The following is a 14,995-nucleotide window of genomic DNA, read 5'->3' as shown; positions in this document are numbered from 1 at the left end:
ATCACTTTTGCTAAAGAGTTTGGCTATACCATTAAACTCTTAGGGATTGCAAAGCGTGAGGGAGATGAAGTTGAACTGCGTGTTCATGCAGCATTGGTTGATGAAGATGCAATGATTGCGAAAATCGATGGCGTTATGAACGGAATCAGCGTTGTGGGTGATCGTGTGGGCGAAACGCTCTATTATGGACCTGGAGCGGGTGGTAATGCGACAGCGAGTGCCGTTGTTGCCAATATCATTGATATTGTACGCTCGGGTAAACGTTCACCGATGCTCGGATTCAATCATCCGCTTGAAGAGGGTTTGCGTCTTAAAAATCAAGATGATATTCGTTCGAAATATTACCTTCGTCTTCGGGTTTCGGATAAACCGGGTATTCTGGCCCAAATTACGAGATTATTTGCGGATGAATCAATTTCAATCGAAGCAGTTATTCAACGTCCCTCAGAAACCGAATGCGCCCATCTTTTGTTTGCAACGCACGAAGCGACAGAGCGTTCTATTCATGCGCTTATGACTAAACTTGAAGTGCTAGATGCTGTTCTAGAATCCCCCTTTATGATTCGAATTGTGTAGTTACAATTCGAATCATACTTCTATTTTCTACCTTAATAAAAATTTAACATTATTTACTGTAATATACGCGTCCACTTTGCCCTTTCGGACAAATAGAATTGAATGTTTCTAACTGCGTTTAATCGTAGTTACAAGTATTGGTGCGATCAATCTCACCTACGAAAAGCAAGTGATTTAAATCAACGGAGCCTACCGATGAAAGTACGTTCTTCAGTGAAGAAAATGTGCGATGATTGTAAAGTCATCAAGCGTAAAGGGATTGTTCGCGTAATCTGCAAAACCCCAAAACATAAACAAAGACAAGGATAAGCATGGCACGTATTGCTGGTGTGGACTTACCTAAGAAAAAACGTTTGGAGTATGCATTAACTTATATCTATGGTATCGGTTTACATACTTCACGCAAAATTTTGGATGCAACAGGACTCGATTACAATAAACGTGTATTCGAATTCAGCGAAGATGAAGCGGCTACAATCGCTAAAGAGATCCGAAGCAGCGGTATCGCTGTAGAGGGTGACCTTCGTAAACAAGTCGCTATGGATATTAAAGCGTTGATGGATCTTGGTTCTTACCGTGGTCTTCGTCACCGTAAAGGTCTCCCATGCCGTGGTCAAAAAACCAAAACCAATGCTCGTACACGCAAAGGTAAAAAGAAAACCGTCGGCTCAGCCACAAAGTAAGGGATTAGAGTATGGCAAAAAGAAAAGCAACCCGTAAAAAAATTGTAAAGAAGAATATTGCTAAAGGTATCGTACATATCTTGGCTTCATTCAACAATACCCTTGTAACGGTAACAGATGAAATGGGTAATATGATCGCATGGAGTTCGGCTGGTGCCCTTGGTTTCAAAGGTTCTAAAAAGTCAACTCCGTTTGCTGCTCAACAAGCAGTAGAATCTGCGCTCGAAAAAGCAATGGTCCACGGTATTAAAGAAGTGGGAATTAAAGTTCAAGGTCCAGGTTCTGGCCGTGAAACAGCAGTTAAAAGTGTTGGTGCGATCGAGGGTCTCCGTGTTTCTTTCATGAAAGACGTTACTCCACTACCACACAATGGATGTCGTGCGCCTAAGCGCCGACGAGTCTAAGGAGTTTAGCAATGGCAAGATATAGAGGACCCGTAGAAAAAATCGAAAGAAGATTCGGTGTAAGCCTTGGATTAAAAGGTGAGCGTCGTCTTGCAGGTAAAAGTGCCCTTGACAAACGTCCTTACGGACCAGGACAACACGGTCAACGCCGTACAAAAATTTCTGAATACGGTACACAGCTTCGCGAAAAACAAAAAGCGAAATTCATGTACGGTTTGAGCGAAAAACAAATGCGCGCATTGTTCGGTGAAGCAAAACGTCGTACTGGTAACACCGGTACGAACTTGGTAATGCTTCTTGAGCAACGTCTTGACAATGTAGTTTATCGTATGGGCTTTGCAACGACTCGTCGTTTTGCTCGCCAATTGGTAAACCATGGTCACGTATTAGTTGACGGCAAACGTGTTGATATTCCATCTTACCGCGTAAAACCGGGGCAAAAAGTGGAAATTCATGAAAAAAGTAAAAAGAACAACCAAATCGTTCGTGCAATTGAGTTGACCAACCAAACCGGTCTTGCGGCATGGGTTGACATCGATCAAGATAAAGCGTTCGGTATTTTCACACGTCTTCCAGAGCGTGAAGAGGTTGTTATTCCTGTTGAAGAACGTCTAATCGTCGAGCTTTACTCGAAATAATCATTAAAGAAAGGGCGTTTAGCATGAAAAAAATTAAGACATCACCGCTTCTTCCGAAAGAGTTTGTCGTCGAGCAAATCAGCGCGAACGAAGCGAATATCATCGCCTATCCGTTTGAAACCGGATTTGCGGTTTCACTCGCTCATCCACTTCGCCGCTTTTTGCTAAGCAGTTCGGTTGGATACGCACCGATCGGTATTAAAATTGAGGGTGCTAAGCATGAGTTTGACTCTGTGCGCGGTATGCTTGAAGACATTTCGGACTTCATTATTAATCTCAAAGGTATCCGTTTCAAATTAAAAAACGGTCTTAAAGAGAAAGAAATCACGTACAGTTTCGCAGGCCCTTGTGAAATTCATGGACGTGATTTGGATAATGATGATGTTGAAGTGGTAACGCCAAATGCATTTTTGGCAACGTTAAATGAAGATGCGACGTTAACTTTCACCGTAAAAATTCATCAGGGTATCGGTTATGCACCGAGTGAAGATGTACGGGATGTATTGGGTGATGGCTATATCGCACTTGATGCGTATTTTACACCGGTTCGCCGTGCAACATACGCTATTGAGAATGTATTGGTAGAAGATAACCCAAATTTTGAAAAAGTTGTTATTAATATTGTTACTGACGGACAAATCTCTCCAGTAGATGCGTTTAAAAATTCATTGGAAGTTATGTACGCACAAATGGCAGTATTTAACAGCGAAGTAAGCATTAAAACTCCTGCAACAGCTGAACGTAATGATGAGCATCCTGAACTTAAACGTTTGGGCGCACGTGTTGAAGAGCTTGGTTTAAGTGCACGTAGCTTCAATTGTTTGGATCGCTCAAACATCAAATACATTGGCGAAATCGTAATGATGAGTCAAAATGATTTGAAAGAAGTTAAAAACCTTGGTAAAAAATCGTTTGAAGAGATTTTAGAAAAAATCACTGAATATGGCTACACTGTAGGACAAGATATGGCTGATGAACTCATCAGTGCAATTAAAAAGAAAATCGAAGCTGAATAACTTAATTATTTAGCTTTTGGGCTTACTGCCGAAGTAAACCCAGTGTTAACGTAGATAAAGGGACAAGTTCCTTTATCGTCTAAAATAATAAAGAGGAAGTATCTCATGAGACATCGTCACGGATACCGCAAGCTAGGTAGAACGAGCGCACATCGTGAAGCTTTGTTGACTAACCTTAGCATTGCGTTGATTGAACACGGTAAAATTGAAACCACATTGATCAAAGCAAAAGAACTTCGTTCATTTGCTGAAAAATTGATTACAACAGCTCGTGCTGGTGATGCAAATGCTCACCGTGCTGTGTTTGCTGTATTACAAAATAAAGAGGCGACTAAATTATTACTTAATGAAGTTGCTCCTAAATATACTGAGCGTAACGGCGGATATACTCGTATCGTTAAAACGCGTATTCGTCGTGGTGATGCTACACCAATGGCGTACATTGAACTCGTATAACGAGTTCAATACCCCCCCCCTTAAATCGAGCTTCGCTCTAAAATTACCCTTTTCTCATTAGTGCATGTAAAGACCGTTTTTTATACTATATCGCTATATTTGAGCTTTTGAAGGTACTATAACCATGATTCCATTTAGTGATGAAGAATTAATGCAACCAGTTCGCAATTTAATTGATAAAATTCGTCCAACCCTTGCGCTAGATGGGGGAGACATAGCATTCTTAACCATAAAGAATGGAACAATATATGTACAATTACAAGGTGCGTGTATTGGATGTTCAAGTAGCGGTAACACATTGAAATATGGTGTTGAGCGACAATTACGTATGGATATTCATCCTGAATTGAACGTCATTAACGTACCTCAGGGTATGGAACATCAAATCGACGCATTATAATTTATAAAAAGAGCCGATATTAAGAAAATATTAGGAGGGATTACTGTGAAAACAATCAATTTATCTAAAACCCTCAAACAAGCTAACGAACTTTTTTTGGCGGGTCAATACCGTGAAGCATTACGAGATTATTCTTTAGCTCTTAAGGACAATCCTGATTCAAAAGAGGCTTACAACGGCGCCATTTTATCGGATATGGCAATGGGTGGTGAGAGTGCTGGTGAAGCACTTTTTGATTACTATACTATTTTGCGTAGTGAAGATGTTGAAACGGCTGACACGATTATTTCTGAAATTTTACAAACAATGGATGGAACACTTGATCAGTTATCAGGATTATTTGATGAAACGATGAATCAACGTTTAGCTTACGAAGACGGGATAATGTATACCGAGTTCAAAGAGTTGGTCCAAAACGAAAATGATTTTAACCGTATTTTTGAAAATATCATGTTTTCGACGCGTGTTATTATTACGGAAAAGGAAGATTTTGTTGATTTTTTGGATAATTTGATTGATCACGGATACAAAGAGATGGCGTTAAGCTATTTGGAAAGTGCTCTTGGTGTCTATCCAAATGATCGACAACTTCGCAATTTATTGCGCCGCTTAGCTAAGGGAAAAAGTATTGAAAATTGAGATTACAGGTCAGCCTTATCGCTACATAAGTGAGAATTCAAGCGATTGCAGTAGTGAATGTGCTTTTTTACTGACAAAACAAAACGAAAAGTACAAAGCAGATGCATTAGACAAGGGTGCACATTCTCTTATTTCTCCTGATGAGTGTTGGGATCTTTTTGGGTTGGATCGTCTTTGTGTGATCGGTATTACCGGCACAAATGGCAAAACGACAACCGCAAGCGCTATTTATTCGCTTTTATTGGATTTGGGCCATAAAGTGGCAATGCAGGGAACGCGCGGCTTTTTTATGAATGATGCTCCCATTGAGGGAAAAACACTGACAACACCGACCGTGCTTAATACCTTTCGACACATGATGCATGCTATAGAGCAAGGGTGTATCTATTTTGTTATGGAAGTAAGTTCACATGCTATTGAGCAAGAACGGATTGCTGGCATAACATTCGGTCTTAAAATTCTTACCAATATCACGCAAGATCACCTTGATTATCATGCGAGTATTGAAGAATATATCAGAATTAAAAATCTTTTTTTCCAAGATGAAACAAAAAAATTAATCAATAAAGATGAGGCCAAGGCAGAATTCAATTTTAAAAATGCTTTTACTTACGGAATTGAAAATCCTGCTACTTACAAAATAATTGCCTATTCATTGAATAACGGTGTGAGCGGGATAATGAAACATTTTGAAGATCATGTTCCGTTTGTTACTTCATTGCACGGTTTCTTTAATCTCTATAATGTAACCGCTGCTTTTGCTGCGGTTCATTTGGTTACTGATGAGAGCTTAGAAAAAATTGCCGATGCCTTGGAAAATTTCGGTGGTGTCAGCGGACGGATGGAAGTTGTTAGCGAGTCACCCCTTGTGATTGTTGATTTTGCCCATACCCCTGATGGGATGGAACAGGTACTTAATGCGCTAAAAGAAAAAGAAGTTTTAGTCGTTTTCGGTGCCGGTGGTGATCGTGACCGTAGTAAACGCCCTATGATGGGACGCGTTGCAAGCAACTACGCGAAGAAAGTATATGTTACCAGTGACAATCCACGTTTTGAGGACCCTGATTTAATTATTGAAGATATTTTGAGAGGGATTGAAGATCGTTCTAATGTTTTTGTAGACGTTAATCGTCGTAATGCTATAGGACAAGCTCTGCGCGATAGAACTGGTGATGAAGTGGTTTTGATATTGGGAAAAGGGGATGAAACCTCTCAAATTATTTACGATCAGCATCTCCCTTTTGATGATCGTGTAGTTGCTCGTGAGTTGTTAAAAGAGCTTTAAACCGATAAATTGCATACGAGAGCTTAATATGCACTAGTAGGATTTGGCTATAATACCGTCATTAATTTGCGGTGTAAAAGCACACTAATTTCAAGGATGTAGTAGATGGGTATCCCACAACCGGCGTTTTATATATTTAAATGTGAGCAAAGTTCTCCTCCAGGCATGCCAAAACCAAGCTGTGTTAATCCACAGACGCAGGATTTATTTCAACATTTAGCGCAGACTTTGATGCAAAAAGGTCTTATCGCAACCGTACAACCGATCCGTACATCATGTATGAATCGCTGTAATGTTGGTCCAATTATGTTGGTTGAACCTGGTCATGTTATGTACTCAGGGCTCACTAAAGAAAAAATCAATGAAATTATTGATCGTCATATCATCGGTGGCGAAGTGGTAGAAGAGTATGTTATCCCAGCAGAGTTATGGGATACAGCGATAACACCGGCTGAGATGATGAAGCAGATGGGACGCTAATCGATGTTGATCGAAATGCTCTACAGTAAAATTCACCGTGCAACCGTAACCGACGCTAATCTTAATTACGTCGGTTCCATCACGATTGACGAAGAACTTTTGGAAGCTTCTAAAATGCGTGTGGGTCAAAAAGTGGAAATTCTCAACATTAATAATGGTGAGCGGTTTTCGACCTACATTATACTTGGTGAGCGCGGCCAACGTGATATCTGCCTCAACGGTGCTGCGGCTCGTAAGGTGCATAAGGGTGATAAAATTATCATCGTTGCGTACGCTACGTACAATGATAGTGAACTCGAAAATTACAAACCTACAGTTGTATTGGTCGATGATGATAATGCTATCACTGACATAATCGAGAAGATATAAGCTCCCTCATGCTACTATTTCGCTAAAAAATAGTGGGGTAAACATGGAGCAGTTTGAAGCGTTTTTAGCAGCACACCTTCCTTCTGCTGCATCTTTTCACCCTCATTATGAAATTTCGTTGCATCAAATGCTCATTGGTGGCGGGAAGCGGTTTCGACCTGCTCTCCTTCTAGGAGTAGTTCGAGCCTATAACCCACTTTTGACGCAAAGTGCTTATCATGCTGCACTGGCGATTGAATTGCTTCATACGTACTCTTTGATTCATGACGATCTTCCGGCTATGGATAATGCTGATTTGCGTAGAGGACTTCCTACTCTTCACAAAACGTATGATGAAGTATGTGCTATTTTAGCAGGAGATGCACTCAATACTTATGCTTTTGAAGTACTCTCTAACGCTCCGTTTTCTGATCGGATTATTGTAAAATTGGTTCGTTCACTCTCATACAACGGAGGAGTAAATGGAATGGTTTTGGGACAGGCGATTGATTGTCATTTTGAAAATCAGCGCTTGGAATTAGAACAGGTCAAAATGCTCCATATTCATAAAACCGGAAAATTAATCGCTGCATCTTTACAGATGGGTGCTTTTATCATTGGACGTGATGACCTTGCAGGGATATTATATGATTTTGGGATTGATTTGGGATTACTGTTCCAAATTCAAGATGATATTTTGGATGTGACTCAAGATGAGATTCAAGCAGGTAAAACAACGAATAACGATCAAGCGAAAAACAGTTTTGTGACATTGCTTGGCTTCGAGAAAGCGATGGAAGAAGCTAATGTTTTAGCCGATAAGATTTCCCAACAAATGATGAGTTTTGATGAGAATTTGCAACGTGAATTGTCACCAACACTTAATCACTACATTAACCGACACAAGGACTAAACAATGAGTAATTCAATACGTCAGAAAATGGCTGATACAATCCGCTTTTTAGCGGCAGATATGGTTCAGCAAGCCAATTCAGGACATCCTGGTGCACCGATGGGGTTAGCGGATATCGCTGTTGTTCTCTCTGAACATTTAAACCATAACCCAAAAAATCCAAAGTGGCTTAACCGTGACCGTTTGGTTTTCTCCGGCGGACATGGGACGGGATTGATCTACTCTTTGTATTACCTATGGGGATACGGGTTGGAGATTGCGGATCTTAAAAACTTCCGTCAATTGGATTCTAAAACTCCGGGTCATCCTGAGTTTGGGCATACAGCAGGTGTTGAGATTACTACAGGGCCTTTGGGTCAGGGGATCGCCAATGCGGTTGGTTTTGCAATGGGATCCGCATACGTTGGTAACAAAGTAAACTCTGAAACGGCAGCACTGATTGATCATAATGTATATTGTTTGTGCGGTGATGGTGATTTGGAAGAGGGGATCAGTTACGAAGCGTGCTCTATCGCAGGTCACATGGGGCTGGATAATCTGGTATTGATTTATGATTCAAACCGTATTACGATCGAGGGGTCTACCGAGCTTAGTCTCAGTGAAAATATGCGGGATCGTTTCGAATCTCAAAATTGGGCCGTGCTCGAAATCGACGGACATAACTTTGATGAAATCGACAGTGCATTGACACAAGCCAAAACGATTAAGCGACCGGTATTGATTATCGCTAATACTGTTATCGCCAAAGGGGGCGGTAAAATGGAAGGGTCTCACCACGCACACGGTGCACCGTTGGGTCATGATGTGATCAAGACGGCTAAAATTGCGGCAGGATTTGATCCTGAAGCGACATTTACCGTCGATGCGGATGTGTTGGAGCGTTTCCGCTGTGCGATCGAAAAAGGGGACTTAGCAGAGCGCGAGTGGAATCACCGCATTAAAGAGCTTCCGTTAGTTGAACAAAACGAAGCGTATGAGCAGTTAATGAATCCTGATTTCGCTCGAATCCAATGGCCTAGTTTCGAAAAAGCCGATGCGACCCGTAATACTAATGGAATTATTCTAAACGCGATTGCCAAAGCAATTCCCGGGTTCTTAGGCGGATCGGCTGACCTTGGCCCCTCTAACAAAACGGAACTTGCTAATATGGGCGATTTCCCTAAAGGTAAAAATATTCATTTTGGTATCCGTGAGCACGCGATGGCCTCAATTACGAATGCGATGGCATTATACGGGCCGATTATGCCGTTTAGTGCAACCTTCTTTGTTTTCAGTGATTACCTCAAGCCCTCTGCCCGCATTGCGGCGTTGAGCGGTATTCAGCATTTCTTTATTTGGACGCATGACAGTATCGGTGTCGGTGAAGACGGTCCTACCCATCAGCCGATTGAGCATTTGAGTCAGTTTAGAGCGTTGCCGAATTTCTACGTCTACCGTCCGGCGGATGGTGTGGAAAATGTCAAATCTTGGCAAAAAGCTCTTTCGATGAAACACTCACCATCAGCCTTTGTCTGTTCACGCCAAAATCTTCCGCTTCTCCCTACTGCGGTTCACGGAGATGTGGAAAACGGCGGATACCTATTGGTAGAACGCAAAGATGCAACCGTTACCTTGATGGCATCAGGTTCTGAAGTTGGTTTGGCAATTGAATCTGCCGAACTCCTCTCCTCTCGCGGAATTGCCGCTAACGTTGTGAGCGTCCCTTGTTTTGACTTGTTATTGGAACAGCCTCAAACTTATATCGATACTATTATTAAACCAGACACGAAAAAGATTGCGATTGAAGCGGCACGTGGGTTAGAATGGTACCGTTTTGCTGATACAGTAGTTGCCATGGTGGGGTTCGGTGCGAGTGCACCGGCCGATAAACTGTTTGAGAAATTTGGGTTTACTGCGGAAGCCGTTGCGGCAAAAATCTAATGCAGGACTCTCCTGAATATTTAGAGAAGAAGCGTTTTTTTGATTCGCTGATTACTTTGTACGGCCGCAACGTCGCGGTCGAAGTATTGCGAGATGATGCGGTACAGATCCATAAGCTTCATCTCTCCAAAAGCAACCGCACCGATGAGACGATTGAAGAGATTATGGCGTTAGCCGAGATGCGTGGTGTGGAGATCAAATACCATACCAAAGAGTCGTTATCCCGTATCTCAAAAAACAGTGCTCAGGATCAAGGGGTTGCGATTGATGTCGTGAGCCAAAACTACCGTAGTGCCTCCAATATTGCGACCGATTTACCGGATTCGTTTCGTCTTTTAGCTCTCGATGGGATTAATAACCCTCAAAATTTGGGGATGATTGTCCGATCCGCTGCCGCCAGTCGAATTGATGGGATTGTATTACCGCGCCGAAACAGCACCAAACTCTCCCCTTTGGTGATGAAAGCCTCAGCGGGGACATTGTTTAAAATACCGATCTATTATTGTGAAGATTTGTCTGAGATATTGGGACTGAAAGATACGGCAATTATTACCCTCTCATCGCATGCCAAAGAAGATATTCATACATTGAAAATTCCGCCTCGGGCTATTTTTGTGTTAGGTAATGAATCCGAAGGGGTCAGTGATGCGGTGATGCGTGCTTCTACTCACAGCGTATCGATAGAAATGCATCGCGGAGTGGAGTCCCTCAATGTTGCCGTAACGGCAGGGATTGTCAGCTTTCTACCATAAGGGTATAAGGTCGGCGGATATCTTCGACCACTTCACCGACGCTCATGTGCCGGCTTTTCCGCAAAAATTCTCGCCCCTGAAAAAATATTAGCACTGTCGGAATAGTAAAAACGGTAAAATGGGATGCGATTTCAGGGGTTTCTGAGATGTCGATACTCTCAATGACAAAAGAGGGGAAATTCTCCATAATGGCTTCGGTCAGTTTGGGTTTTAGGGCATGGCAGACGTTACAAGTGGGTGCGCTAAAATAGAGCATGACCGCATCATTTGTGTTTAGGGTTTGGTTGAGTAGTTCTAAGGTTTGCATAAAAGGATTATAATGAAATTCAGTCGTGCTTATGTTGAAATAACCAATGTTTGCGGACTCTCATGCAGTTTTTGCCCTCCGAAAACAAAACCGTCCACAACGATGGAACTCCCATTTTTTAAAAAAGTAGTCGAAGAGTTATCCTCTTATACGGATGAAATTGCGCTCCATGTGATGGGTGATCCAATGGTGCTGAGTAATCTTGCTGAATATTTGGATATTGCACGAAGTAGCGGACTAAAAGTGATGATCACCACTAGCGGATTTTATCTCGATGAGGTACGGCGATCAGCATTATTTCACCCTGCTTTGCGTCAAGTGAACATCTCACTCAACAGTTTCAATAAAAACAGTGTTTCTCGAATGTTTGAAAGCTATATGGAGCCTATTTTAGAGCTGTGTAATGAGAAGCTTTCCAATAACGGCGATTTTTTTATCAATCTAAGAGTTTGGAATTTGGATAAGGAGGGGAGCGAAGCCCTTTTCAATGCAAAATTGTTTGAGCTTTTGGAGAAACACTTTTCTTTTGAGACTGGGATGATTGCTTCGCAGATTAGCGGAGAGCGCCAATCGATTCGATTGGCCTCCAAAATACTGCTCCATTTTGATCGCTATTTTGAATGGCCGAATCTGGAGAATGCGATTGCAGGCGATGGCTACTGTCAAGGATTGAGCAAACAGATCGGGATTTTATCCGATGGTCGAGTTGTCCCGTGTTGTTTGGATTCGGAGGGGGTTATGGAGTTGGGTAACCTGAGGGAGACAAATTTGGGTAAAATTCTGATATCAAAACGCTCCTCCGACATAACCAACGGTTTTTCCAAAGGGATATGCAGCGAAGAGTTGTGTCAAAAGTGCTCCTACAAAGAGCGATTCACTATAAAGGAGCAAATGTGTCAGAAAATATACTAGAATCGATTAATAATCGTGTTGCCCTTTTTAATGAAGGTATTGACGAAAGCGTCCATATTTATGAGATTGCGAGTTTGCTTAAAAGCCTCCATGATGAAGATGAAGAACTTTACGGTCAAATTCTCGAAACACTTCCGCATGAGATTTTGGCAGAGGTTCTCCTTGAGATGCCTCAACAACACATGGAGGAAGCGTATGAGCAGTTAGGGGCTGAACATCTCGCAAGTTTGGCTTCTGAACTTGATACCGATGATGCCGCCGATTTGATTCAAAATATCGAAGAGGTGAATGAAGAACTGGCTGAAGAAGTCCTCTCCAAACTCTCAGATGATGACCGTGCTACGATCGAAACGCTTATCTCGTATGAAGATAATGAAGCGGGCGCATACATGCAGACCGAGCTTTTTGAAACACGCGCCGATGAGAGTGTCGGAGATTCGATCAAACGTCTTCGTGCCATGAAAGCCGATGAACTGATCGACAACGTCCATCAGGCTTTTGTCGTGGATAAACATCGCCGCCTAATCGGAGCAATTTTATTGGAGGATTTAATCCTTCATGAATCGGATGAACTCTACGGAGAGATTATGCATGATGGGCACAATACGGTCCATGTGCATGCGCATGATGATATTTATGATGTTGTTGAAGTATTCGCCAACTATAACCTCAATACCCTTGCGGTTGTGGATGAAAATCAAATTCTTTTAGGGCGTATTACTGCTGATGATATCCATGACGTTATGGAAGAGCGGGCGACCGAACAGATTTACCACATGGCAGGGGTAAACGAAGAGGCAGAAGATGATGAAGAGTTTTGGAGTATCGGAAAAACCCGTGCGATTTGGCTAGGCATCAATCTCTTAACAGCGATAGCAGCATCCGTTGTCATTGGAATGTTTGATGCAACGATTGAAGCGATTGTCGCTTTGGCTATTTTAATGCCGATCGTTGCTTCGATGGGGGGAAATGCGGGAACGCAAACCTTGACCGTTACGGTTCGTAAGATTGCTTTGGGTGAGATTGAAGGAAAAGAGGCTTATGCTACCGTTAAAAGAGAGGTATTATTGGCTCTTTTTAATGGGGTTATTTTTTCTATTCTTATTGGTTTGGTAGCTTATTTATGGTTTAAAATCCCATTGCTTGGCCTAGTAATTGCATTATCGATGATTATTAATCTTTTCTTTGCGGGGTTTTTCGGTACTATTATCCCTTTGGGGCTTCGTCGTGCCGGTATTGACCCGGCAATAGGTTCGACCGTTATTTTAACTACCGTTACCGACGTAGTTGGATTTTTGAGCTTTTTAGGGCTCGCAACACTTATATTACTTTAAAAGGATAGACCCTTGGATAGGCGGATACGCTATTTTATTGAAGACTACTGGGATATCTTTATCGGTATCACAGCCATCGCACTTGCATTTATCTATCATTCACAGAATGACTCTCTTATGGCCACAATCTTTGCGGCTATTGGTATTGCAGCTCTTTCATTAACGGTTGCCGAAGTGGCAGATATTCTCTCAGAGCGCCTCCAAGAACCTTATGGTAGTTTTGTACTCACCTTTAGTGCCGTTGCGGTAGAGATTATTCTCCTTTATGTCATTTTATTAGAAGTTAAACACTCTCCAGAAGTATTAGAGACGGTCAAGGGGGGGATAATCTCTGCGGTTATTGTTGATTTGAATGTACTCCTTGGGCTTGCAGTATTTTTGGGGGGACTTGCCTATACACAGCAACAACACAACAAAGAGACCTCCAGTGCGTACAGCACAGTCTTATTCGTTGCTTCTAGTGCGTTATTGGTTCCGGGATTATTGAGCCATACCGAACATGGAAGTGAATCTTTAACACAAGTGAGCCATTTAATAGCGGGGGTATTGCTCCTTTTTTACATTATTATTTTTATTTTTCAAACTCGTACACACACCCATTTTTTTAAAGCAACGGCTCGTAGTCGTTTTTTCCGTTTGAAACGAAAACTCCAAGAGGAAGAGGACGCAGAGATTGATGAAAATGAAACCAGTGATTATATCTTTGAGCATTTGAGTACTCCTGTTAACTTCGCTGCTATTTTTGGTTTTATCGGTATTATCGCTTTTGGGGCAGAGATCTTTGCCGGAGAAGGGGTTTATCTCGCTAAAGAGTATGGTATCTCTGCAGGATTGGCGGGGCTTGTTATTGCCATTATCAGTGTTTCTCCTGAAATATTTACAGCAGTGCGTGCCGCACGTAACGATCAAATTCAGCGCGTTGTTAATATCGCCATGGGAGCGTCTACTGTATCGATTATACTAACGGTTCCTATTTTGATGATGTTGGCATATATGTCTGGGATAAATCTTACCCTCGATTTTAACCCGCTTCAAATAGGAGCATTACTTTTAACTATTCTCTTGGTATGGAAAACGACGGATGAGGGTGAGACCAACTATTTCGAGGGGGCGTCACACATGATGTTCTTCCTCAGTTATGCTATTATCGCGGCTTATTACTGATGATTATACTCTTTTCACCTAGCGAAGGGAAACGGGAGGGGGGAACGTTCCCTGCTCTCACTCAACAAAGCCTTATTTTCCCCGAACTTTATTCCAAACGTTTTGAAGTATTGCGGCAGTATGAGTTACTGATCCAAAACGGGAGCGACGAAGATCTTTATGAGCTTTTTGGAATCAAAGATCCACAAATATATAGCCGTTATCGCAAATCACTTACCTCCACTGCAACGATGAAAGCGATTGAACGCTATGATGGGGTAGCATATGATTATCTCGATTACTTCCATTTAAGTTTGGAAGCTAAAACCTACATTGATACACACACGATACTCTTTTCCAATCTTTTTGGTCCACTGAAAGCTTCTGATCTGATTCCCGATTATAAACTTAAACAAGGCTCATCGATCGGAGAATTTATACCCGATAAACATTACAAAAAGCATTTCAGTGCCGCTTTGGATGCAATAATCGCAGATAATGAGGTACTAGATTTACGTGCAGGGTATTACGATAAATTTTATATACCCATAAAACCGATAGTTACATTGAAATTTCTCAAAAATGGTAAAGTGGTAAGCCATTGGGCAAAAGCGTATCGTGGAATCATTTTACGTGAAGTAGCCAGCAATCAGATACATTCTATCGATGAACTTTTAGGACTTAATATCAAGGGGCTAATAGTAGAAGAAATCCTCCAAAGCAAAAAGAAAAAAGAGGTCATTTATTCAATTGTTTGAGTTTCTTCCAAATGGGCTTGACATTTTAGGA

At 41.8% G+C, this 14,995-nt stretch carries 20 protein-coding genes; 19 read left to right on the top strand and 1 reads right to left on the bottom strand.

The annotated features are described in order from the left end of the window. From PHR02_RS07185 to PHR02_RS07115, 15 genes are all read left to right on the top strand, one after another. A partial coding sequence (locus PHR02_RS07185; RefSeq protein WP_299990598.1) for an ACT domain-containing protein occupies window positions 1-576 on the top strand: 576 nt, incomplete at its 5' end. 195 nt (window positions 577-771) lie between these two features. Then, window positions 772-885 (top strand): 50S ribosomal protein L36, encoded by a 114-nt coding sequence (gene rpmJ, locus PHR02_RS07180; RefSeq protein ID WP_013461154.1) that lies wholly within the window; start codon window positions 772-774, stop codon window positions 883-885. 2 nt (window positions 886-887) lie between these two features. Continuing rightward, window positions 888-1,259: a 30S ribosomal protein S13 gene (gene rpsM / locus PHR02_RS07175; RefSeq protein ID WP_299990596.1), complete on the top strand. Its 372-nt coding sequence runs from the start codon at window positions 888-890 to the stop codon at window positions 1,257-1,259. 11 nt (window positions 1,260-1,270) lie between these two features. Then, a complete protein-coding gene (gene rpsK / locus PHR02_RS07170; protein WP_299990594.1) occupies window positions 1,271-1,663 on the top strand; it encodes a 30S ribosomal protein S11 in 393 nt (130 codons plus the stop codon). An 11-nt stretch (window positions 1,664-1,674) separates the two neighbouring features. Further along, entirely contained in the window at window positions 1,675-2,301 is a 627-nt protein-coding gene (gene rpsD, locus PHR02_RS07165) for a 30S ribosomal protein S4 (RefSeq protein WP_299990592.1), read from the top strand. Between the two features lie 23 nt (window positions 2,302-2,324). Beyond that, the gene (locus PHR02_RS07160) at window positions 2,325-3,317 is read left to right on the top strand and encodes a DNA-directed RNA polymerase subunit alpha (protein ID WP_299990590.1); all 993 of its coding nucleotides are present in this window, start codon (window positions 2,325-2,327) and stop codon (window positions 3,315-3,317) included. A 105-nt stretch (window positions 3,318-3,422) separates the two neighbouring features. Beyond that, the gene (gene rplQ, locus PHR02_RS07155; RefSeq protein WP_294894092.1) at window positions 3,423-3,773 is read left to right on the top strand and encodes a 50S ribosomal protein L17; all 351 of its coding nucleotides are present in this window, start codon (window positions 3,423-3,425) and stop codon (window positions 3,771-3,773) included. Window positions 3,774-3,897: 124 nt separating this feature from the next. Beyond that, window positions 3,898-4,173, top strand: coding sequence for a NifU family protein (locus tag PHR02_RS07150; RefSeq protein ID WP_299990588.1), 276 nt, complete (start codon window positions 3,898-3,900; stop codon window positions 4,171-4,173). 45 nt (window positions 4,174-4,218) lie between these two features. Beyond that, complete coding sequence (locus tag PHR02_RS07145) at window positions 4,219-4,812, top strand: hypothetical protein (RefSeq protein WP_299990587.1); 594 nt, start codon at window positions 4,219-4,221, stop codon at window positions 4,810-4,812. Then, window positions 4,802-6,097, top strand: a complete 1,296-nt coding sequence (locus PHR02_RS07140; RefSeq protein ID WP_299990585.1) for a UDP-N-acetylmuramoyl-L-alanyl-D-glutamate--2,6-diaminopimelate ligase — start codon at window positions 4,802-4,804, stop codon at window positions 6,095-6,097. Before PHR02_RS07145 ends, PHR02_RS07140 begins: the two co-directional genes overlap by 11 nt. Window positions 6,098-6,202: 105 nt before the next feature. After that, entirely contained in the window at window positions 6,203-6,577 is a 375-nt protein-coding gene (locus PHR02_RS07135) for a (2Fe-2S) ferredoxin domain-containing protein (protein ID WP_299990583.1), read from the top strand. Window positions 6,578-6,580: 3 nt separating this feature from the next. Then, window positions 6,581-6,946, top strand: a complete 366-nt coding sequence (gene panD, locus PHR02_RS07130; RefSeq protein WP_299990581.1) for an aspartate 1-decarboxylase — start codon at window positions 6,581-6,583, stop codon at window positions 6,944-6,946. 43 nt (window positions 6,947-6,989) lie between these two features. Next, on the top strand, window positions 6,990-7,838 hold the full coding sequence (locus tag PHR02_RS07125) for a polyprenyl synthetase family protein (RefSeq protein ID WP_299990579.1): 849 nt from the start codon (window positions 6,990-6,992) through the stop codon (window positions 7,836-7,838). 3 nt (window positions 7,839-7,841) lie between these two features. After that, complete coding sequence (gene tkt, locus PHR02_RS07120) at window positions 7,842-9,758, top strand: transketolase (RefSeq protein WP_299990577.1); 1,917 nt, start codon at window positions 7,842-7,844, stop codon at window positions 9,756-9,758. Continuing rightward, window positions 9,758-10,510 (top strand): RNA methyltransferase, encoded by a 753-nt coding sequence (locus PHR02_RS07115; RefSeq protein WP_299990576.1) that lies wholly within the window; start codon window positions 9,758-9,760, stop codon window positions 10,508-10,510. The genes tkt and PHR02_RS07115 overlap by 1 nt, the downstream gene beginning before the upstream one ends. Here PHR02_RS07115 and PHR02_RS07110 read toward each other — a convergent pair. Then, window positions 10,494-10,817, bottom strand: coding sequence for a thioredoxin family protein (locus PHR02_RS07110; protein WP_299990575.1), 324 nt, complete (start codon window positions 10,815-10,817; stop codon window positions 10,494-10,496). The genes PHR02_RS07115 and PHR02_RS07110 overlap by 17 nt on opposite strands. A gap of 12 nt (window positions 10,818-10,829) precedes the next feature. On the opposite strand from PHR02_RS07110, the gene PHR02_RS07105 reads away from it, so the two are divergent. Genes PHR02_RS07105 through PHR02_RS07090 form a run of 4 tightly spaced genes read left to right on the top strand, consistent with a single transcriptional unit; the run spans window position 10,830 to window position 14,964 of the window. After that, the gene (locus PHR02_RS07105) at window positions 10,830-11,729 is read left to right on the top strand and encodes a radical SAM protein (RefSeq protein ID WP_299990573.1); all 900 of its coding nucleotides are present in this window, start codon (window positions 10,830-10,832) and stop codon (window positions 11,727-11,729) included. Beyond that, entirely contained in the window at window positions 11,711-13,063 is a 1,353-nt protein-coding gene (gene mgtE / locus PHR02_RS07100; protein ID WP_299990571.1) for a magnesium transporter, read from the top strand. Before PHR02_RS07105 ends, mgtE begins: the two co-directional genes overlap by 19 nt. A 12-nt stretch (window positions 13,064-13,075) precedes the next feature. Continuing rightward, complete coding sequence (locus PHR02_RS07095; RefSeq protein WP_299990569.1) at window positions 13,076-14,227, top strand: sodium:proton exchanger; 1,152 nt, start codon at window positions 13,076-13,078, stop codon at window positions 14,225-14,227. Further along, a complete protein-coding gene (locus PHR02_RS07090; protein WP_299990567.1) occupies window positions 14,227-14,964 on the top strand; it encodes a YaaA family protein in 738 nt (245 codons plus the stop codon). Before PHR02_RS07095 ends, PHR02_RS07090 begins: the two co-directional genes overlap by 1 nt. The last annotated feature ends 31 nt before the right edge of the window (window positions 14,965-14,995 follow it).

Source organism: Sulfuricurvum sp. (assembly GCF_028688295.1).
Lineage (GTDB): Bacteria > Campylobacterota > Campylobacteria > Campylobacterales > Sulfurimonadaceae > Sulfuricurvum.
Note: the sequence above shows the minus strand (reverse complement) of the source record. Positions and strands in the feature narration are given on the sequence as shown.